This is a genomic window from Curtobacterium sp. C1, from assembly GCF_021049325.1.
In the GTDB taxonomy this organism is placed as follows: domain Bacteria; phylum Actinomycetota; class Actinomycetes; order Actinomycetales; family Microbacteriaceae; genus Curtobacterium; species Curtobacterium citreum.
On sequence record NZ_CP088076.1, the window covers coordinates 2,011,866 to 2,030,079 of the forward strand.

The window sequence follows — 18,214 nt, forward strand, 5'->3', positions numbered from 1 at the left end:
CGGTGCCTAGGCGCCCATGGTCGCGACGGAGACCGACTCGTCCCCGGCGACGACGCGCCAGACGCTGCCGGTGCCGCGGACCTCGAGGGCGCCCTCGCCGACGACGAGCGCCGTGTCCTCGTCGATCGCGAGCCCGGCGGTGACGAACTCCGCCTCGGCGGCGGCGATCAGTCGCGCCAGCGTGCCGGCCTGGACGGCGTGCACGTCGATGGTCAGGTCGACGAGCCCGAGTCCCTCGCGGAGCTCGACCTCGTCCAGCCCCTCGGACGCTTCCTCCGGGCAGACCTCGACGCCGCCGATGCGCCAGCCGCCGACGAGTGCGCGGTCGGCGGCGACCATCGCGCCCGCCGAGTAGCCGAGGTAGGGCAGGCCGTCGGACACGAGCAGCCGGATCTGGTCGACGAGCGGGGCGATCGCGTCGAGGTAGTGCGGGGTCACACCGCCGCCGATCACGAGCGCGTCGACGTCGCTGAGGACCGAGGTGGCGAAGACCGTGCCGGGGGCGACCTCGGTCACCAGGACCTCGGCCTGCCGGGCACCCCCGAGGGCCTCGGCGATGTCGGCCGCCGACGAGGGCGATGTGCCGTCCTGCCGGGAGACGGAGAGGAGCCCGATGCGCGGCACGGTCCGGCCGACGGCAGCAGCGCGCGCGGTGGCCTCGGCCAGGAACGGCGCGACGGCATCCGAGGCGACGACCGGGCCGCCGCCGACGAGGTGGATGCTCACGACTCGGCCGTCACCGGGGCGAGGGCGCTCCACGGGAACGTGATCCAGCCGTCGACGCGACGCCAGACGTGGTCGGGCTCGAGCACCGTGCCGGGCTTCGAGTACAGGCACGCGCTGCGGACGTCGGCGCCGGCGTTCCGGATGATGTCGACGACCAGGCGCAGGGTGCGGCCGGAGTCGGAGACGTCGTCGACCACGAGCACACGCTTGCCCGCCAGGCTCGGCGCGTCGAGGGCCGGCGACAGGATGACGGGCTCGTCCAGGCGCTGCTCGACGTCGGTGTAGAACTCGACGTTGATCGAGCCGCACTCCTTGGTGCCGAGCGCGTAGGCGACGGCACCGGCGATGATCAGCCCGCCGCGGGCGACCGCGACGACGACCTCGGGCTCGAAGCCGGAGGACAGCACGTCCTTGGCGAGCAGCCGGGCCGCGTCCCCGAACTCGAGCCACCCGAGCACCTCGGGCCCGCTCGTGACGGTCACGGTCGAGGGTGCCTGCGCGGCTGCCCCGGGTTCGCTGCTGATCGGCATCCGACCACGGTAGCGGCACTGCCCCGTCCACCGCGACCCGTCACCAGGACCCGCGCGCGTCCGGACACGGACACGGACACAGCTCGGCCCCGGCGCGGCTCCCGCCCGCGTCAGCTCCGCGGGGTGAGCGGCCCCCGCGCCAGCTTGTGCTGCGCCGACTGCGCGACGGGCCGCACGGTCACCAGGTCCAGGTTGACGTGCGCCGGCAGCTCGACCGCGTGCACGATCGCCTCGGCGACGTCCTCGGCCACGAGCGGCTCCGGCACGTCGGCGTACACCGCGTCGGCCTTCTCGCGGTCGCCCCGGAAGCGCGTGAGGGCGAACTCGTCGGTCTTCACCAGCCCGGGGGCGATCTCGACCACCCGCAGCGGCTCCCCGTTCAGCTCGAGGCGGAGCGCGCCGACCAGGGCGTGCTCGGCGAACTTCGCGGCGTTGTAGCCACCACCGTTCTCGTACGCCACGTGCCCGGCCGTGCTCGTCACGGTGACGACGTCGGCGACCCCGGCGGTCGCGGCCCGACGGCGGAGCTGCGGCAGCAGTGCGGCGGTGACGCGCTTCGTGCCGATCACGTTCACCTCGAACATGACGCGCCAGTCGTCGACGTCGGACTCCTCGACGCTCGCCGAGCCGAGGGCGCCACCGGCGTTGTTCACGAGCACGTCGGCACCGCCGGCCTCGGCCACCCGTGCGGCGAGCGCCGCGACCGCGTCCGCGTCCGTGACGTCCGCGACGAGCCAGTCGGTGCCGGTCTCCTCGGCGAGCGCCCGGAGCCGGTCCTCGCGTCGGGCGACGGCCAGGACGTCCCAGCCCCTCGAGCGGAACAGCCGGACGGTGGCGGCACCGATGCCCGAGCTGGCTCCGGTGACGACGGCGAGACGGGACATGGGACCTCCGACGGAAGGGACGGGAGCGGACCGCACCACCGTACCGACGACGATCCGGTACCGTGACCGGGCATGAGCAGGGACGCCGGACCGCGCACGAGCAGGGACACCGGACCACGCACGAGCAAGGACGCCGCGCCGACCGCCCCGACCACCCCGCTCGAGCCCGGCCGCGTCCCTCGTCGCATCCCGATGTGGGACACCGCACGCTTCGTCGCCGTGACCCTCGTGGTGATCGGGCACGCCGTCCAGCGCCAGACGGCCGGCAGCGAGCACGCCCTCGCGCTCTACACGTTCATCTACGCGTTCCACATGCCCGCGTTCGGCGTGATCAGCGGCTACTTCTCGTCGGCGGACACCCCGACCGCGCAGCGGATGCGGCGGACGTTCACCGACATCGTCGTGCCGTACATCGTGATGCAGACGATCTGGACCGTGGTGCAGGCGGTCGTCGAGGGCGGCAAGGAGTTCAACCCGACGCAGCCCACGTGGACGCTCTGGTTCCTCCTGGCGCTCGGGATCTTCCGGCTCGTGCTGCCGTACCTGGCGATCCTGCGGTGGCCGCTGTTCTGGGCGGTGGTGCTCAGCGTCGGGGTCGGGTACTCGGACAACGTCGACTCGACGTTCTCGCTCGGTCGGGCGATCAGCCTGCTGCCGTTCTTCCTGGTCGGCTGGCAGCTGAAGCAGTGGGGGCTGTTCGACCGCTGGTACGAGGCGTCCCGCCGCACCGTGGTGCGCGTGCGCATCGCGGCCGGCGTGGTGTTCGCGGCGTGGGCGGCCGCCTGCCTGCTGTTCATCCCGCAGTTCGCCGAGTTCGACCTGCACCACTGGTTCTTCTACGACGACTCGTACGCCGGGCTCGGTGAGGACGCCTGGTGGGCGGGCGGTGTCCGGCTCGGTCTGGTCCTGCTCGCCGGCGTGCTGACGGCGTCGTTCCTGCTGCTCGTGCCGCGCCGGACCGTGTGGATCACCCGGTTCGGCGCGGCGACGATGTCCGTCTACCTGCTCCACACGTTCGTCCTGTACCCGATCCGCGAGTCCGGGGTCCTGGCCGGCGAGCACTCCGCCTGGCCGTACGTGCTGCTCATGGTCGCGGTCGCCTGCGCGGTCAGCCTCTTCCTGGCGCAGCCCTTCGTGCGCCGCGCGATGCGCTGGCTCCTCGAGCCGAAGGTGGACTGGTTGTTCCGCAGGGACGTCGCGACCCCGGGACCGGCACCCCGACGGCCTGGAGGCACGGCCTAGGTCCGCCCCGTCCGTTACGCCCGGTGGCGGCCCTGCTGGTGCCCGCCCGGCCACCTGCGTACCGTGACGGTCGACGCAGCGCAGCCACGGGCCTCCCGTCCGACGCGCAGGGCGACCCGACGACCACCGCACCCGACAGGAGCACCGATGAGCACGAACGACGCCGCCGCCTGGCGGTTCGAGACGACGCAGGTCCACGCCGGCGCGCAGCCCGACCCGACCACGGGTGCCCGTGCGACGCCGATCTACAAGACGACGTCGTACGTGTTCGAGAACTCGGACCACGCCCGCGACCTGTTCGCGCTCGCGCAGCCGGGCAACATCTACTCGCGGATCATGAACCCGACGAACGACGTCGTCGAGCAGCGGATCGCCGCGCTCGAGGGCGGCACCGGGGCACTGCTCGTGTCCTCGGGGCAGGCGGCGGAGACGTACGCGGTGCTCAACATCGCGGGTGCCGGCGACCACATCGTGTCGTCGTCGTCGATCTACGGCGGCACGTACAACCTGTTCAAGTACACGCTCGCGAAGCTCGGCATCGAGACCACCTTCGTCGAGGACCAGGACGACGCCGAGGAGTGGCGCCGCGCGGTCCGGCCGAACACGAAGCTGTTCTTCGCGGAGACCATCGGCAACCCGCGCATCAACGTGCTCGACATCACGAAGGTGTCCGACGTCGCGCACGAGGCCGGCGTGCCCCTGATCGTCGACAACACCATCGCGACGCCGTACCTGATCCGTCCGTTCGAGCACGGCGCGGACATCGTGGTGCACTCGGCGACGAAGTTCCTCGGCGGCCACGGCACGGTGATCGGCGGCGTGATCGTCGACGGCGGCCGGTTCGCCTGGTCGGACCACGCGGAGCGCTTCCCGGAGTTCAACAGCCCCGACCCGTCCTACCACGGCGCCGTGTTCGCGCAGGCCGTGGGCAACGAGCTCGCGTACGTCGTGAAGGCCCGGGTGCAGCTGCTCCGCGACCTCGGTGCGTCGAACTCCCCGGACACCGCGTTCGCGCTGCTGCAGGGCATCGAGACGCTGTCGCTCCGCATCGAGCGGCACGTGTCGAACGCGCAGGAGATCGCCGAGTGGCTCGACCGGCACCCGGACGTCGCGTCGGTGTCCTACGCGGGACTGCCGACCTCGCCCTGGTACGCGGCGGCGACCAAGTACGCGCCGCGCGGCGTCGGGGCGGTGCTGTCCTTCGAGCTGAAGGGCGGCGTGCCCGCGGGGAAGGCGTTCGTCGACCACCTGCAGCTCTTCTCGCACCTGGCGAACATCGGGGACGTGCGCTCCCTCGTGATCCACCCGGCCTCGACGACGCACTCGCAGCTCACGCCCGAGCAGCAGCTGACGACCGGGGTCACCCCGGGACTCGTGCGGCTGTCGGTCGGCATCGAGAACGTCGAGGACCTGCGGGCCGACCTCGAGGCGGGGCTCGCGGCGGCGCGGGCCGTCGCCCAGGAGGGCCAGCGCGCGTAGCGCGCGGGCCGGGCGCGCGGGCCGGGCGCGCGGGCCCGGCGTCGTCGCCGCCCGCGCGCCTGGCCACACGCCGCCGGGCCCGGCCACACGCCGGGCGTGACGTAACACGGCGGCGGTGCGCCGCGCCTCCCGGCAGACTGGACCCACGATGGACTGGCAGACGACCCCCGAGGACTCCGTCCCGTCCACCCTCGTGCCCGGCGCAGAACTGGGCACCCTCGGCAAGCCGCCCGTCACCGGGGCCTGGCGCCCGGGCGACCACCCCGGTGCCCGCCGCTTCGAGTCGCTCGGCGAGCAGTGGGTGCGTGGTGGCCGCCTGCCGGCCGTGCGCGTGGCCTACGAGACCTGGGGGACGCCGAACGCCGCCCGCGACAACGCCGTGCTGGTGTTCCACGCGCTGACCGGGGACTCGCACGTCGCCGGTCCCCCGGGACCCGGGCACCGCACGGCCGGCTGGTGGGGTGACGTCGTCGGACCCGGTCGGGCGATCGACACCGACCGGTGGTTCGTCGTCGCGCCGAACATGCTCGGCGGGTGCCAGGGCACGACGGGGCCGTCCTCGGTCGCGCCGGACGGCCGCGAGTGGGGCGGTCGCTTCCCCTTCGTCACCGTCCGCGACCAGGTCGCCGTACAGGCGCAGCTCGCCGACCGGCTCGGCATCGAGCGCTTCGCGGCCGTCGTCGGCGGGTCGATGGGCGGCATGCACGCGCTCGAGTTCGCGATCGCCCACCCGGAGCGGGTCGAGCGCCTCGCGCTGCTCGCCACGACCGCACAGACCACCGCAGACCAGATCGCCGCGAACTCGCTGCAGCGCACGGCGATCCAGATGGACCCGGCCTTCGCGGACGGCGACTACCACGACGCCGACCCGGGCGAGGGGCCCCACCGCGGGCTCGCCCTGGCTCGGCGGATGGCACTCATGACCTACCGCGCGCCCGACGAACTGAACGGCCGGTTCGCCCGGTCCTGGCAGAGCGACGTCTCACCGCTCGGCGACGACGGCCGCTTCAGCGTGGAGAGCTACCTCGACTTCCACGGCAACAAGTTCACCCGGCGGTTCGACGCGGCCTCGTACGTGACGCTGACGCACGCGATGGACTCGCACGACGTCGGGGCCGGTCGTGGCGGGGTCGCCGCAGCGCTCGGCACGGTGCGGGCGCGGACGCTCGTGGTCGGGGTGTCGAGCGACCGGCTGTTCCCGGCCGAGGACCAGCACCGGATCGCGGCCGGGGTGCCCGACGCCCTCGACGGCGACCGGGCGGCGGTGATCGAGAGCGAGTTCGGGCACGACGGGTTCCTCATCGAGCACGAGGCCGTGGGGGCCCACCTGCGCCGCCTGCTCGACTGAGCGACGCCCGTCTGCGTCCGCGCAGCGCGGCCCGGGGTAACGATCCCGTCGCCATCCCGACGTCTCCGGCGTGCCGGACACCCCACAACGGGTGCCGCCCGTGGAATGATGACGACGGACCCGGTCTCCCGCCGAGCGCACGACCGTCCGGACTCCCGGACGGACGGTCACCAGCACACCCGTACCGCCGCACCAGCACCGCCCCCGGAACCACCGGAGCGGTGCTGACGTCACCACCAGGACACCGATGGACTTCATCGCACAGGAACGCGACCGCTTGCTGCGGTCGACGACCCGTGTCGTGGGTGTCACGTGCGCCCTGGTGTCGGTCGTGGGCATCGTCAGCTCGACGTCCGTGCCGATCATGCCCCTCCTCGGCGCGCTCGCGTGCATCGCCGTGCTCATCGCCGCGTTCCTGGCCTTCGGTGCGAACGGCTCCCCGTGGTGGAGCACCCTCGCATCCGTCTCCGGGCTCGGCGCACTCGCCCTCCTGCTCCTCGGCACGACGCCCGACCAGCGCCCCGTGGTCGCTGCCGCCGTCGTCCCCCTGGCCGCCGGTTCGCTCTCCGCACCACTCATGGCGCAGCGCGGTTCCCGCCCCGGTCTCGCCCTGACGATCGGCAGCGGCGCCGCCGCGCTCGTGGCGGTCGTGTGGGCGTCCGGCAGCGTGCTGTCCGCCGCCGCGGTCGGGACAGCCCTCGGGTGGATCCTCATCGCCGTGATCACCGTGTGGATCGCCCGGAGCATCCCCCGGGTCGCCCGACGCATCCAGAGCATCGGGACCGCGCACCGCGCCGAACGCCAGGCGAGCGAGACCGAGGCCCAGCGTCGGCAGGGTGCCCGGCTCCTGCACGACACCGTGCTCGCGACCCTCACGCTCCTGGCGCACTCCGGCCGCGGGGTCTCCGAGCAGGCCATGCGCGAGCAGGCCGCCGAGGACGCCCGTCTCCTCCGCCACCTCCGGCTCGGTGCGACCCCGCAGCCGCAGCAGTCCGGCGACTACTCACTCACCCGGCAGGAGGAGTCGCCGCTCGGGCAGACCCTCGAGTCCGTCAAGCAGCGCTTCGGCCGGATGGGGCTCGAGGTCAGCTGGCACGGCACCGGCCAGGTCCTGCTCCCCTCGCACGTGCTCGACGCGTTCCTGCTCGCGCTCGGCGAGTGCCTGGAGAACGTCCGACGGCACGCGGGTGTCGGCGAGGCGCACGTGACGATCGTCCACGACCAGGAGACCGTCCGCGCGATGGTGACGGACTCCGGTGTGGGCTTCGACCTCGACGCCGTCGGCGCCGAACGACTCGGCTTCAAGGAGAGCGTCGTGAACCGTCTGCGCGAGGTCGGCGGTGACGCCAAGCTCTTCTCGGCGCCCGGCTCCGGGACCACCGTCGTGCTGGAGGCACCGCGGTGAGCCGCCTGCCGGAGGACACCATCAGCCGCGGCCTGCCCGGCGAGACCGCGACGGCCGCACCCCGCACCCGCCGCGAGGCCCGGGAGCGCTACCGCGGGACCGACCGGCGACAGGCCCGAGGGCTGCCGTCCACCTCCACCGGCGCGCGCTCGCTCCGCCAAGCCGCGAAGCCCGGGGCGTCCCTCGGCACCGGCTACCTCGGCCTCGGCGCCGCGGTGCTCGCCGCGATCCAGGCCGTCGCCGGCATCGCGCTCTTCCTCGTGCACGCTCCGGGGCTGTCGAACCCGTGGCTCCCGGCCGCCGCGTGGGCGCTCTACCTCGTCGCCGCCGTGTGCGTCTGCCTGAGCCTGATGACCTACGGCGAACGCCTGACCGGCACCGCCTTCGCGCTGATCTGCGTCGTGCTCGCGTGCGTGGTGACGCTCGACTTCGTCGGGATCTTCCCCGAGCACGACCTCGCCCGGACCGCGAGCGCGTCGGTCGCCGCCGGGTTCGCCCTGCTCCCGATCGCCTCGCTGCGCCCCGCGAAGGAGGTCGGGACCGCGATCGTGGTGCTCGGTGCGGCCTTCGTCGCGATGGCGGTGACGTCGACGCCGATCACCCCGGACACCATGCCCGGCCTGGTGTCGATGCTCGCGATCGTCGTGGTCCCGCCGTCCATCGCCCTGTTCGTCGTGCACCGGTTCCGCCAGCTCGTGCAGCGCGAGCTCGACCGCGTGCTCGTACAGAGCAACGTGCAGGCGCCGCAGTTCGCCGTCGGCATGCTCGCCTCCGACGAGCTCGCCCGGCTCGACCTGGCCGCCGAGAAACTCCTCGACGCCGTCGCGAACGGGTCCGACCCGCTCCCCCTGTCCGATGCCTCCGCCTCGGTCGCCGCGTCGCTCGCCACCGAGCTCCGCCTGCACCTCATCGAGGGCCGCCGCGAGACCTGGCTCTACCACGCCATCACGGAGTCCGACCACCTCGGTCGCTCGGTCAGCGTCGCCGACCCGCAGGGCCTCGCGGGGCACCTCACCCCCGCGCAGCGCGACGGGCTCCTGCAGGCGCTCTGGCAGATGGTCGGCGACGGCCGGACGAGCCAGCCCGGCGTCCCGGTCGTCTCCGTGACCCTCGGGCCGATCGGCTCCGCCGGCCACCCGGTCTCCGACGAACGCATGGACGTGCCGATCGTCTTCGAGTCCCGCGGGGTCCCCCGGCGTCGCCTCGGCCCCACCGCGTGGAGTGCCCTGCAGCGCATCGGTCCGTACACCGACTCGGTCCGCGACGGGGTGCTCACCGTCGTCGCCCACTGCGTCGTCGACCGGCACCCGTCGATGTAGCCCGGCCGCACCGCGCGCCGAGCGACCCGCCCCACGAACGCACCCAGCGGCCGGAGTCCCGGACACCCTGGCCCACCTGCCCGCCACGACCGATCGCTCCCCCTAGGATCGGCAGGCACGCCCCCGAGAAAGGACGCCTGATGGCGACTCCAGAGGAACCGATCCGACTCGCACTCGTCGACGACCACAAGATGCTCCTCGGCGCACTCACGGAGTGGATCCGCAGCGCCGCCGACGACATCACGCTCGTCGCCGCGGTCACGACCTGGCCCGAGCTCCTGACGAACCCGGCGTTCCCCGTCGACGTCGTCCTGCTGGACCTCGACCTCAAGGACTCCATCCCGGTTTCGTTGAAGATCTCCACGCTCAAGACCGCCGGCGTCAAGACCGTCGTGATGAGCACGTACTCGGAGCCGAACGTCGTCCGCGAGGCCCTCGGCGCCGGCGCCCTCGGCTACCTCGTCAAGAGCGAGGACGCGGACATGATCGTCGAGGCGATCCGTGCCGCGCAGCGCGGCGAGCAGTACGTCTCCGCCGAGCTCGACCTCGCGATCAACAGCGGCGACGTCGGCGGCGTCCCGAAGCTCAGCGCCCAGGAGCGTCGCGTCATGGCGCTGTACGGCGGCGGCGAGCCGGTCAAGAGCGTCGCGTACCAGCTCGGCATCTCGGAGGAGACCGCGAAGAGCTACCTCAAGCGCATCCGCGAGAAGTACCGCGTCGCCGGCTTCGACGTCGGCACGAAGGTCGCGCTGCGGAAGCGGGCGATCACCGACGGCATCATCGTGCAGGACGGCAGCCCGGTCGGGCTGTAGGGACCGCTCGCGGTCCGGCGGACTGCCGCACCCAGCAACCGGACGGGAGGCACGTGGCGACGCCGCCACGTGCCTCCCGTCCGTCCTCCGGTCGCTGTCGACACTCGTGTGCTGTCGACACCCGTGCGCTGTCGACACCCGTGCGCTGTCGACACCTGGGCGCTGTCGAGTGAGCAGAAGCCGTTGGGTCCGACCGACGGACCCGACGGCTTCTGCTCACTCATCGGACGGCCAGGACCGCCGGGCAGCCGCGCCCGCCGGACGGACGGAACGACTCAGACGGTCGGGACCGGTGCCGTGATCGGACCCGTCGACGGGGACGTCGTGCGCAGCCCCGCACGCCGGACGGTCCGCCGCTCGACGCCGTAGCTCACCGCGGTGACGACCAGGCCGAGCAGGGCGAGGACGATGCCGAGCCACGCCGGCGCGAGGAACCCGAAGCCGGCCGCGATCACCGCGCCGCCGAGGGCCGCACCGAGCGAGTTGCCGATGTTGAACGCGGAGTGGTTGAGCGCCGCCGCGATCGTGCGGGCGTCACCGGCCACGTCCATGAGTCGCGACTGCACCGCCGGGGGGATCGCCGACGAGGTCGCGCCGAGCAGGAACGCACCGAGGAACACGCCCCACGTCCACTGCGCCGTGAAGACCGTGACGAGCAGGGCACCGACGAGGGCGAGCATGCCGAAGTAGATGGTCCGCTTGACGCTCCGGTCCGCCAGGTGCCCGCCGAGGACACCACCGACGACCATGCCGAGGCCGACGACCACCAGGACGAGCGGCACCGCCGACTCGGGCAGCCCCGTGACGTTCTGGACGAGCGGCGAGATGTACGAGTACACGGCGAAGAACCCACCGAACCCGACGGCACCGAGGCCCATCACGATCCACACCTGCGGGGAGCGGAACGCCCGCAGCTCGCGGCCGATGGTCGCGTGCTCGTCGCGGGGGCTGCGCGGGACGAAGGCGGCGACCGCCAGGAACGTCAGCGCGAACAGGACCGACACGACCCCGTACGCGATCCGCCAACCGGCGTTCTGCCCGACCCAGGTGATCGCGGGCACACCGACGACGTTCGCGATGGACAGGCCGAGCATGACCATCGCGATGCCCTTGCCCCGCTTGCCGGGTCCCATGATGTCGCCGGCCACGATGGAGGCGATGCCGAAGTACGCGCCGTGCGGCAGACCCGCGACGAAGCGTGCCACGAGGACCAGGCCGAAGCTCGGCAGGACCGCACTCGCGACCGTCGCGACGACGAAGCCCACGAGCAGGACGAGGATCAGGCCCTTGCGCGGGAAGGTCGCGGAGATCGCCGCGATCGTCGGGGCGCCGACGACGACCCCCAGGGCGTAGGCGCTGACGAGCCACCCGGCGTGCGCGACCCCGGCGTCCGGCGAGACGGCGTACTGCTGCGGCAGCAGCGCCTCGGCGATGTTCGGCAGCAGCCCCATCGCGACGAACTCGGTCGAACCGATCGCGAAGCCGCCCATGGCGAGGGCGATGAGGGCGAGCGCGCGGCTCGTCGGGGTGGTGAGCGTCATGCGACCTGTTCTCGTGACGTGGGGCGGGGGCCTGCCGAGGTCTGGGGTCCCGGTCCGGCGCAGCGCGGCGCCGACCGAGGACCGGCCGACGGCGGTCGGGGCCGGTGCGGGTTCGGCGGCGAACGGGACGAGCCTGCGATGCAGCCCGTCCCAGCAGTGTAGAACGCTCCAACGGGTCAGCGGAAGCGGCGTTCCGAATCGATTCGACCAGACGCCCGAGCGACCAGCGGGAGGTCGTCTGCGGAACAGCCCTCAGGCCGCGCGGCGCTCCACGTGAGACGCGGCCGACGGCGCCGACTCGGGCAACTCGTCCCGGTGCACCCAGCCCGCGCCGCACTCGACGCAGGTCGCCCAGCCGTTCTCGCCCTGCTCGTCCGCGTCGACCACGACCGTCTGCAGGTCGCAGTCAGGGCACCAGCCGTCGTGGGTCATCACGCGCTCCTCGTGGTCGTCGGTCCGGCCGCGGGCGCGGCTCGACGACACCCATGAGACACCCGGCCACCGACATCCCGGGGACCGTGGCGGCGTGTCGGCCGCGGCGGTAGCGTGACGGTCATGTGGTGGTGGATCGGGACCGTGGTCGTGCTCATCGCGCTGTTCGGTCTCTGGCTGTGGATGCACCACGTGACCGACTTCGGCTCGCGGTCACGGGCCTTCGACGGCTCCGATCCGGAGATCGCCGAGGCGCTCCGGCAGGCAGAGCGCGACCAGAACACGGGGCGTATGTACCCGTAGCGGCCGACCAGCCGCCGGCAGTCCCCTCGTCTCAGTCGCCGAGCGCTGCTTCGAGCCGTTCGAGCTTGCCGTCGATCTCACCGGTACGGCCCGGCCGGATGTCGGCCTTCAGCACGAGCGACACCCGCGTGCCGTACGCGGCGACGGCCTCGGTCGCCCGCTTGACGACGTCCATCACCTCGTCCCACTCCCCCTCGAGCTCGGTGAACATCGACGAGGTGCGGTTCGGCAGGCCGGACTCGCGGACGATCCGCACCGCGGCCGCGACCGCGTCGTGCACGGAGCCGTCCGAGGACGCTGCGGGACCACCGGACGGGGCGACGGAGAACGCGACGATCATGCGTCCATCCTGCCCCGCTCGACCCCGACGGGCACGCCACCGTCGGACGGGAGCGCCCCGGTCCGCGCGGACTGTCCGGACGGCGAGCGAGCCAGCAGGACGAGCCCCCAGACGAGCACCCCGACCTCGAGCAGGTTCCGGATCGTCAGCACCACGAGCACCCAGGGCCGCACCAGGAGCACCTGGTCGTAGAACGTCGGGTAGAAGACCTGGGTGAGCACGGCCGTCACGAGCAGGGCGACCGCGACCGGCACGAACCGCCGGGCACTGGCACGCCCGGCGACGAGCCCCCACACGACGGGGACCGCGAACCACCCGACGTACTGCGGGGAGCCGACCTTGTTCGTCGCGATGAGCGCGGCGACCAGCACGAGCGCCAGCAGCGGGGCGACCTCGGCACGGCGGGCACCGCGACGGACCGCGACCAGCGCGAGGACGACCCCGGCGAGCACGGTGACGGCCATCAGCGGCGTGGAGAGCGCGGCGGCCGCGTGCGTCCCGGCCCCGGACACCTCGAAGGTCAGGATCCCGGTGTCGTAGTAGACCGCGGCCCCGGGGACGCCGGCCGCCGCCGCCCACATGAACGGCGTCGCGAGCGGGGCCTCGATCTGCAGCGCCCGGCCGCTCTGCTGCGAGACGAAGGACAGCAGGTGCGCCGCTCCCCCGTACAGCACGTCGACCAGGACGATCAGCACCGTCACGACCAGCGCCCCCGTGAGCACGCCCCGCCGGTGCCCTCGGCGCAGCAGCAGCAGGACCCCGACGAGCGCGGCCGGCCAGACCTTCGTCCACGCGGCGACGGTGAACACCGCCGAGGCGACGGCGGGCCGGGTCGCGACAAAGGCCACCCCGACCAGGGCGAGGGCCGTCGCGACGGCGTCGATGCGGCCGAGGGCGATCGGACCGAGGGCCAGCAGGAACAGCAGCCACCACCACACGACGCGCACCCCGAGCGCACGGAACCGCCAGAGGACGGCGACCGCGGCGGCGTCGAGCACGGTCATGAGCAGCAGCCACCCGGTACCGATCGACGCGGCGCCACCGAGCGCGGCGGCGGCCATGGGCACGATCGCGAACACCGGGTAGACCCAGTCCGAGTCGACACCGACCCAGTAGTGGTCCCGGTGGCCCGCCTCGATCCACTCGCGGTACGTGCGGGTGACGTCCCCGAGCGGCAGGTTCGGCAGGGACGTGTTCGCCCACCACAGGAACGCGTGCACGAGCACGAATGCTGCGACGAACAGGGCCGCCTCGACCCATCGGAACCGTACCTGCACCGGTCGAGCGTAGCGGGGCGTCGTCCAGGCTCCCCTGAGCGGGACGTGCCACGGTGGCGCCGTGACCGCAGTCCCACCCCGCCGGCGTCCGACCCGCAACCCCGTCGTCTGGGTCGTCGTGGTGGTGGTCGTCGCCTCGGTCCTCGCCGTCGGTGTCGTCGCGGCCACCAGGGCGTACTCGTCACGCGAGGACGCGAAGGCCTCGGCGACCCCCACGGTCGCCGCCAGCCGCGCGCCGTCGACCCTGGACCCGGCGGACCTCGCAGGTCGCTGGACCGTCGGTGGCGACTCCGAGGCCGGCTACCGCGTGCACGAGGTGCTGAACGGCTCGGACGTCACGGTCACCGGCCGGACCGACAGCGTCAGTGGCGAGGCGACGGTCGCCGGGACCGCGATCACGGCAGCGACCGTCACGGTCCGTGTCGCCGACATCGCGACGGACTCCGCGCAACGCGACTCGTACTTCCGCGACTCCGCCCTCGACGTGGCGGCCTTCCCCACCGCGACCTTCACCCTCGGGGAGCCGATCGCGGACGCCGTCCCGAGCGGCTCCGCCACCACGACCGTCGACGCCCCCGGCGAGCTGACGCTGCACGGGGTGACGCGCTCGGTCACGGCGACGCTGCAGATCGGCCTGGACGGCAACGGCGTGCAGGTGTCCGGCAGCGTGCCCGTGACGTTCGCGGACTACGGCGTGCAGGCGCCCGACCTGGGGTTCGTCCGGGTCGAGCCGCGCGGCGCCGTCGAGTTCCTGGTGCACGCGAGCCCCGCCCGCTGACCGCCCTCAGTCGGTCCAGGTCCGCACCCAGTCGATCTCGAGGTGCCCGGGCGCACCCCAGTCCCCGATCTGGAACATGTACCGGTGCGGGGTCGTCGGCACGTGGTCGTGCGCCTCGAAGACGAGCTGCGCGTCCACGTAGAACCGCACGGTCCGGCCGGGCTCCCACACGGTCGTGTACGTGTGCCAGTCCCGCCAGGACGCGTCGGTGTGCAGTCCGGCCGCCTGGCGCTCCTGCCCGGGGACCGTCGAGTGCACGAACGCGCCGACGGGTCCGGCGAAGTTCCCCTCCGGGAAGTCGACCTCGCCGTCGGACCACCGGTCCGACGTCGGCCAGAGCATGAAGGCCGCACCGTTGCCGTCGCCGCCGATCGCCCGCGCCCGGACGCTGAACACCCCGCCGGTGTGCGCCCACGCCCCGTCCGGCGTGCCGAACGTCCCCGCGGCACCGCGCTTCCCGTCCATCGCCACGTCCATGTACCCGTCGTGCGCGCTGACGGTCGGTCCGGACCAGTACTTGCCACCCATGCCGTCCGGGTACGGCTGCCACGACCCCGCGTACGTCGTCGCGAACGCGCCGCCGGCCGCCGCCGGTGTGTCGAAGTCCTCGGCGAACGTGGGTGGGCCGTCACCGGTGGGCGGCGCGGCGGGTGTCGCCGAGGCCGTCGGTGTGGCACCGCTGACGACGGCGGTGCCGTCGGGGTGCGGCTGCGGCCGCGCGTCGGCGCTCGACACCGCGGACACGGTGAGCGCCGCGAGGGCCGCGGCGGTCAGGACGATCGCCGCTCGGAGGATCTTCGTCGATCGGGTTCGGGACATGGTGGAGCATCGCTTTCCGGGGCGGCCGCCGGGTCGGGTGGTCCGGCGCACGTCCCTCGCGACGTGTCTACGCCGACCGGACGGTCACCTCGACGTCCCCGCGACCCGGTGGCGGGATCGCTGCGGCTTCCCGACGCACGTGCGGCAACCCGCGCAGCGCCCGTCGGCACGGTCCGCTGGACGGACGTCGGCGCGGCCCGGTCTCGGTGCCGGTGCACACCGGACGGGAGGCGCGCCACCGGACGCGGGGCGTGCCTCCCGTCCGGTGGTCGACACGTCCGACGGACGGCCGCTGCGCGGACCGGTGCGTCCCGTCGCTCAGGCGGTCGCGTCGCCGGTGGTCACGAGGTCGCGGACGACGCCCGACAGGGTCGTGACGAGCGCGGTCATCGGGAACGGACCGCCCCCCGAGGCACGGCGCGCGGCCGTGCCGTGGACCACCGCGGCGGCCGCGGCGAGGTGCGCGAGCTCCTCCGGACCGACCGCCGCGCTGCCGGCGCGGGTCGCGACGAGGGCGCCGAGCACGCCGCCGAGGACGTCCCCCGCGCCGGCCGCCGCGAGCCACGGCGTGGCGGACGATGCGACCAGGCGCACCGACCCGTCGGGCGTGACGACGTGCGTGTCCGCGCCCTTCAGCAGGACGACGCTCCCGGTCCGCTCGGCGGCACGGAGGGCCGAACCGCGCGGGTCCGCCTCGACCGCCTCACGGTCGACGCGCAGCAGCTTCGCGAGTTCGCCCGCGTGTGGCGTGAGCACCGCGAGTGGCCCGAGGTCGACGAGCGGGATCGCCCCGGCGTCGACGACGACCGGCACGCCGTCGTCCGAGGCGTGCCGGAACGCCTCGGCCGTCGTGTCGTCGAGGTCGTCGAGCGAGGACGCCGAGATGCCGGAACCGACGAGCCACGCCTGGACGCGTCCGACGCCGGCGACGGCCTCGGGTCGGCGGGACAGGACGTGGTCGGTCGCCCGGTCGGGGCCGACGTACCGGACCATGCCGACCCCTGTGTGCACGGCTGCGTCGACACCGAGCACCGCGGCACCCGGGTACGCCGCCGACCCCGTCGCGACGCCGAGCACCCCGCGGCGGTACTTCGTCGACTCGCCGGTCGGCGCGGTGGTCCAGGCGGCGGCGTCGGACGGGGTGACGGGCACGAAGTCGTTCATCGTCCCCACGTTACGGTGGGGCGCATGAGCCTGTTCCTGCCCGGTCGCGTGGTGGTCTTCGACTACGGCGAGGTGATCAGCAGGACGCCGCACGGCGCGTGGGACGCCCTCGTGCAGGCCACCGGCGTGCCCGCGGACGAGCTGCTGCCCGTCTACCAGGAGCTCCGGCACGACCTGGACCGCGGCGACCTGTCCGTGCTGGAGTACTGGCGCGCGATCGGCGCCCGGACGGGCCGGTCCTGGAGCGTCACCGAGGTGCACGGCTTCTGGGCGATCGACTTCACCGGGTGGTTCGCGGTCGAGCCGGAGACCCTCGCGATCGTCGAGGAGCTGCACGACGCCGGCACCCGGCTCGCGCTCCTGTCGAACGCCGGCTTCGACTTCGGCGACCCCTACCGCCGGTCCCCGATGGGGTCGCTCTTCGAGACCGTCGTCGTCAGCGCCGAGGAGCACGTCCTGAAGCCCGACCCGTCCGTCTACCGCACGACGTGCGACCGGCTGGGAATCACGCCGGAGCAGATGGTGTTCGTCGACAACAGGGCCGAGAACGCCGCCGGCGCGGACGCGATCGGGGCGGTCGGCCACCACTACACGTCGCCGGCCGGGCTGCGGGCCTTCCTGCAGGACCTGGCGGCGTCCGCAGAAGGAGCCTCCGCGTGACCCACGCCCTGTTCGACCCGATCACCGTCCGCGACCTGACCGTCCGCAACCGCATCTGGGTCTCCCCGATGTGCCAGTACTCGGTCGAGCGGCAGGACGGCGTCCCGACCCCGTGGCACCTCGTGCACCTCGGCGGGTTCGCCAAGGGCGGTGCCGGTGCGGTCGTGGTCGAGGCGACGGGCGTCGTCCCCGAGGGTCGGATCAGCCCCCAGGACCTCGGGCTGTGGAACGACGAGCAGCGGGACGCGTTCCGGCCGATCGTCGACTTCCTGCACGAGCAGGGCGCCGCGGCCGGCATCCAACTCGCGCACGCCGGGCGCAAGGCGTCGACGTTCCGCCCGTGGGAGGACACGCACGGCTCGGTGCCGGTCGACCAGGGCGGGTGGAGCACCGTCGCGCCCTCGGCCGTGGCCTTCGACGGGTACGCCGCGCCGCGCGAGCTCGAACCCGAGGACATCCGGGTCGTCGCGCTCGCCTTCGCGGCCGCCGCCCGTCGGGCCGTCGACGCGGGCTTCGACCTCGTCGAGCTGCACGCCGCGCACGGCTACCTGCTCCACCAGTTCCTCTCGCCACTGTCGAACCGCCGCACGGACGCCTACGGCGGGTCGCTCGAGAACCGGGCCCGTGCGCTCCTCGAGGTGCTCGACGCGGTGCGCGCCGAGGTCGGCGAGGGCTTCCCGGTCGTCGTCCGCTTCTCGGCCACCGACTGGGTCGACGGCGGACTGACCCTGGACGAGACCACGCAGGTCGCGCGCTGGGCGGCCGAGCACGGTGCCGACCTGGCCGACGTGTCGACCGGCGGCAACGTCGCGAGTGCCCCGATCCCGGTGGGCCCCGGCTACCAGGTGCCCTTCGCGGCAGCACTGAAGCGTGACGCGGGCGTCCGGACGATCGCGGTCGGCATGATCTCCGACGCGTTCCAGGCCGAGCAGGTCGTCGCGACCGGACAGGCCGACGTGGTCATGGTGGGGCGCGAGTTCCTCCGCGACCCGGCCTTCCCGCTCCGCGCTGCGGTCGAGCTCGGCGTGCACGTCGACTACGAACCGCAGCAGTACCACCGCGCCCGGGTGACGGCGTAGGCCACCTGGACCTGTACGTCCTCTCGGCTTCCGACGCCCCGGCGCAGTACGATGACCCTCACTGTGGACGATCCTC

19 protein-coding genes are annotated in these 18,214 nt (G+C 73.4%); 10 read left to right on the forward strand and 9 right to left on the reverse strand.

Annotated elements, in window-relative coordinates:
- Window positions 1-6: 6 nt before the first annotated feature.
- From LQK89_RS09695 to LQK89_RS09705, 3 genes are all read right to left on the reverse strand, one after another.
- Complete coding sequence (locus LQK89_RS09695; protein WP_231048977.1) at window positions 7-726, reverse strand: Type 1 glutamine amidotransferase-like domain-containing protein; 720 nt, start codon at window positions 724-726, stop codon at window positions 7-9.
- Entirely contained in the window at window positions 723-1,256 is a 534-nt protein-coding gene (locus LQK89_RS09700) for a phosphoribosyltransferase (RefSeq protein ID WP_217507756.1), read from the reverse strand. The genes LQK89_RS09695 and LQK89_RS09700 overlap by 4 nt, the downstream gene beginning before the upstream one ends.
- A 110-nt stretch (window positions 1,257-1,366) precedes the next feature.
- Window positions 1,367-2,140, reverse strand: coding sequence for an SDR family oxidoreductase (locus LQK89_RS09705; RefSeq protein WP_058740666.1), 774 nt, complete (start codon window positions 2,138-2,140; stop codon window positions 1,367-1,369).
- A gap of 72 nt (window positions 2,141-2,212) precedes the next feature.
- Here LQK89_RS09705 and LQK89_RS09710 point away from each other — a divergent pair, with 72 nt between their 5' ends.
- The 6 genes from LQK89_RS09710 (at window position 2,213) to LQK89_RS09735 (ending at window position 9,745) form a co-directional block, all read left to right on the forward strand.
- Complete coding sequence (locus LQK89_RS09710) at window positions 2,213-3,382, forward strand: acyltransferase family protein (protein ID WP_231048978.1); 1,170 nt, start codon at window positions 2,213-2,215, stop codon at window positions 3,380-3,382.
- 147 nt (window positions 3,383-3,529) lie between these two features.
- Complete coding sequence (locus LQK89_RS09715) at window positions 3,530-4,861, forward strand: bifunctional o-acetylhomoserine/o-acetylserine sulfhydrylase (protein WP_231048979.1); 1,332 nt, start codon at window positions 3,530-3,532, stop codon at window positions 4,859-4,861.
- Between the two features lie 148 nt (window positions 4,862-5,009).
- Window positions 5,010-6,209 carry a homoserine O-acetyltransferase MetX gene (gene metX / locus LQK89_RS09720; RefSeq protein ID WP_231048980.1) on the forward strand — a complete coding sequence of 400 codons (1,200 nt, stop codon included), beginning with the start codon at window positions 5,010-5,012 and terminating at the stop codon, window positions 6,207-6,209.
- A 247-nt stretch (window positions 6,210-6,456) separates the two neighbouring features.
- Window positions 6,457-7,614, forward strand: coding sequence for a sensor histidine kinase (locus LQK89_RS09725; RefSeq protein ID WP_231048981.1), 1,158 nt, complete (start codon window positions 6,457-6,459; stop codon window positions 7,612-7,614).
- Window positions 7,611-8,933 (forward strand): hypothetical protein, encoded by a 1,323-nt coding sequence (locus LQK89_RS09730; protein WP_231048982.1) that lies wholly within the window; start codon window positions 7,611-7,613, stop codon window positions 8,931-8,933. Before LQK89_RS09725 ends, LQK89_RS09730 begins: the two co-directional genes overlap by 4 nt.
- Window positions 8,934-9,073: 140 nt before the next feature.
- Window positions 9,074-9,745, forward strand: a complete 672-nt coding sequence (locus LQK89_RS09735) for a response regulator transcription factor (RefSeq protein WP_058740671.1) — start codon at window positions 9,074-9,076, stop codon at window positions 9,743-9,745.
- 275 nt (window positions 9,746-10,020) lie between these two features.
- On the opposite strand, the gene LQK89_RS09740 is transcribed toward LQK89_RS09735, so the two are convergent.
- A complete protein-coding gene (locus tag LQK89_RS09740; protein ID WP_174778125.1) occupies window positions 10,021-11,286 on the reverse strand; it encodes an MFS transporter in 1,266 nt (421 codons plus the stop codon).
- A 252-nt stretch (window positions 11,287-11,538) separates the two neighbouring features.
- The gene (locus LQK89_RS09745) at window positions 11,539-11,718 is read right to left on the reverse strand and encodes a hypothetical protein (RefSeq protein ID WP_231048983.1); all 180 of its coding nucleotides are present in this window, start codon (window positions 11,716-11,718) and stop codon (window positions 11,539-11,541) included.
- A gap of 123 nt (window positions 11,719-11,841) precedes the next feature.
- Here LQK89_RS09745 and LQK89_RS09750 point away from each other — a divergent pair, with 123 nt between their 5' ends.
- Entirely contained in the window at window positions 11,842-12,021 is a 180-nt protein-coding gene (locus tag LQK89_RS09750; RefSeq protein WP_231048984.1) for a hypothetical protein, read from the forward strand.
- 31 nt (window positions 12,022-12,052) lie between these two features.
- Here the strand turns inward: LQK89_RS09750 and LQK89_RS09755 are convergent, their stop codons facing one another.
- Window positions 12,053-12,361: a thiamine-binding protein gene (locus tag LQK89_RS09755; RefSeq protein ID WP_058740675.1), complete on the reverse strand. Its 309-nt coding sequence runs from the start codon at window positions 12,359-12,361 to the stop codon at window positions 12,053-12,055.
- Window positions 12,358-13,638: a glycosyltransferase 87 family protein gene (locus LQK89_RS09760; protein WP_231048985.1), complete on the reverse strand. Its 1,281-nt coding sequence runs from the start codon at window positions 13,636-13,638 to the stop codon at window positions 12,358-12,360. Before LQK89_RS09760 ends, LQK89_RS09755 begins: the two co-directional genes overlap by 4 nt.
- A gap of 61 nt (window positions 13,639-13,699) precedes the next feature.
- Between LQK89_RS09760 and LQK89_RS09765 the strand changes: the two genes are divergently transcribed.
- Window positions 13,700-14,416 carry a YceI family protein gene (locus LQK89_RS09765; RefSeq protein ID WP_231048986.1) on the forward strand — a complete coding sequence of 239 codons (717 nt, stop codon included), beginning with the start codon at window positions 13,700-13,702 and terminating at the stop codon, window positions 14,414-14,416.
- Between the two features lie 6 nt (window positions 14,417-14,422).
- On the opposite strand, the gene LQK89_RS09770 is transcribed toward LQK89_RS09765, so the two are convergent.
- Together LQK89_RS09770 and LQK89_RS09775 are read right to left on the reverse strand one after the other, a co-directional pair.
- Entirely contained in the window at window positions 14,423-15,235 is an 813-nt protein-coding gene (locus tag LQK89_RS09770; RefSeq protein WP_231048987.1) for a glycoside hydrolase family 16 protein, read from the reverse strand.
- A 318-nt stretch (window positions 15,236-15,553) separates the two neighbouring features.
- Window positions 15,554-16,399, reverse strand: coding sequence for an ADP-dependent NAD(P)H-hydrate dehydratase (locus LQK89_RS09775; RefSeq protein ID WP_231048988.1), 846 nt, complete (start codon window positions 16,397-16,399; stop codon window positions 15,554-15,556).
- Window positions 16,400-16,423: 24 nt separating this feature from the next.
- Between LQK89_RS09775 and LQK89_RS09780 the strand changes: the two genes are divergently transcribed.
- A complete protein-coding gene (locus tag LQK89_RS09780; RefSeq protein WP_231048989.1) occupies window positions 16,424-17,059 on the forward strand; it encodes an HAD family hydrolase in 636 nt (211 codons plus the stop codon).
- Window positions 17,056-18,138: an NADH:flavin oxidoreductase/NADH oxidase gene (locus tag LQK89_RS09785; RefSeq protein WP_174778118.1), complete on the forward strand. Its 1,083-nt coding sequence runs from the start codon at window positions 17,056-17,058 to the stop codon at window positions 18,136-18,138. Before LQK89_RS09780 ends, LQK89_RS09785 begins: the two co-directional genes overlap by 4 nt.
- Window positions 18,139-18,214 lie beyond the last annotated feature (76 nt).

Bases quoted from the DNA above. Each gene is read 5' to 3' on its own strand.
- LQK89_RS09700 (WP_217507756.1), bottom strand. From the start codon at position 1,256: ATGCCGATCAGCAGCGAACCCGGGGCAGCCGCGCAGGCACCCTCGACC.
- LQK89_RS09705 (WP_058740666.1), bottom strand. From the start codon at position 2,140: ATGTCCCGTCTCGCCGTCGTCACCGGAGCCAGCTCGGGCATCGGTGCC.
- LQK89_RS09710 (WP_231048978.1), top strand. From the start codon at position 2,213: ATGAGCAGGGACGCCGGACCGCGCACGAGCAGGGACACCGGACCACGC.
- LQK89_RS09715 (WP_231048979.1), top strand. From the start codon at position 3,530: ATGAGCACGAACGACGCCGCCGCCTGGCGGTTCGAGACGACGCAGGTC.
- metX (WP_231048980.1), top strand. From the start codon at position 5,010: ATGGACTGGCAGACGACCCCCGAGGACTCCGTCCCGTCCACCCTCGTG.
- LQK89_RS09725 (WP_231048981.1), top strand. From the start codon at position 6,457: ATGGACTTCATCGCACAGGAACGCGACCGCTTGCTGCGGTCGACGACC.
- LQK89_RS09735 (WP_058740671.1), top strand. From the start codon at position 9,074: ATGGCGACTCCAGAGGAACCGATCCGACTCGCACTCGTCGACGACCAC.
- LQK89_RS09740 (WP_174778125.1), bottom strand. From the start codon at position 11,286: ATGACGCTCACCACCCCGACGAGCCGCGCGCTCGCCCTCATCGCCCTC.
- LQK89_RS09745 (WP_231048983.1), bottom strand. From the start codon at position 11,718: ATGACCCACGACGGCTGGTGCCCTGACTGCGACCTGCAGACGGTCGTG.
- LQK89_RS09750 (WP_231048984.1), top strand. From the start codon at position 11,842: ATGTGGTGGTGGATCGGGACCGTGGTCGTGCTCATCGCGCTGTTCGGT.
- LQK89_RS09755 (WP_058740675.1), bottom strand. From the start codon at position 12,361: ATGATCGTCGCGTTCTCCGTCGCCCCGTCCGGTGGTCCCGCAGCGTCC.
- LQK89_RS09770 (WP_231048987.1), bottom strand. From the start codon at position 15,235: ATGTCCCGAACCCGATCGACGAAGATCCTCCGAGCGGCGATCGTCCTG.
- LQK89_RS09775 (WP_231048988.1), bottom strand. From the start codon at position 16,399: ATGAACGACTTCGTGCCCGTCACCCCGTCCGACGCCGCCGCCTGGACC.
- LQK89_RS09780 (WP_231048989.1), top strand. From the start codon at position 16,424: ATGAGCCTGTTCCTGCCCGGTCGCGTGGTGGTCTTCGACTACGGCGAG.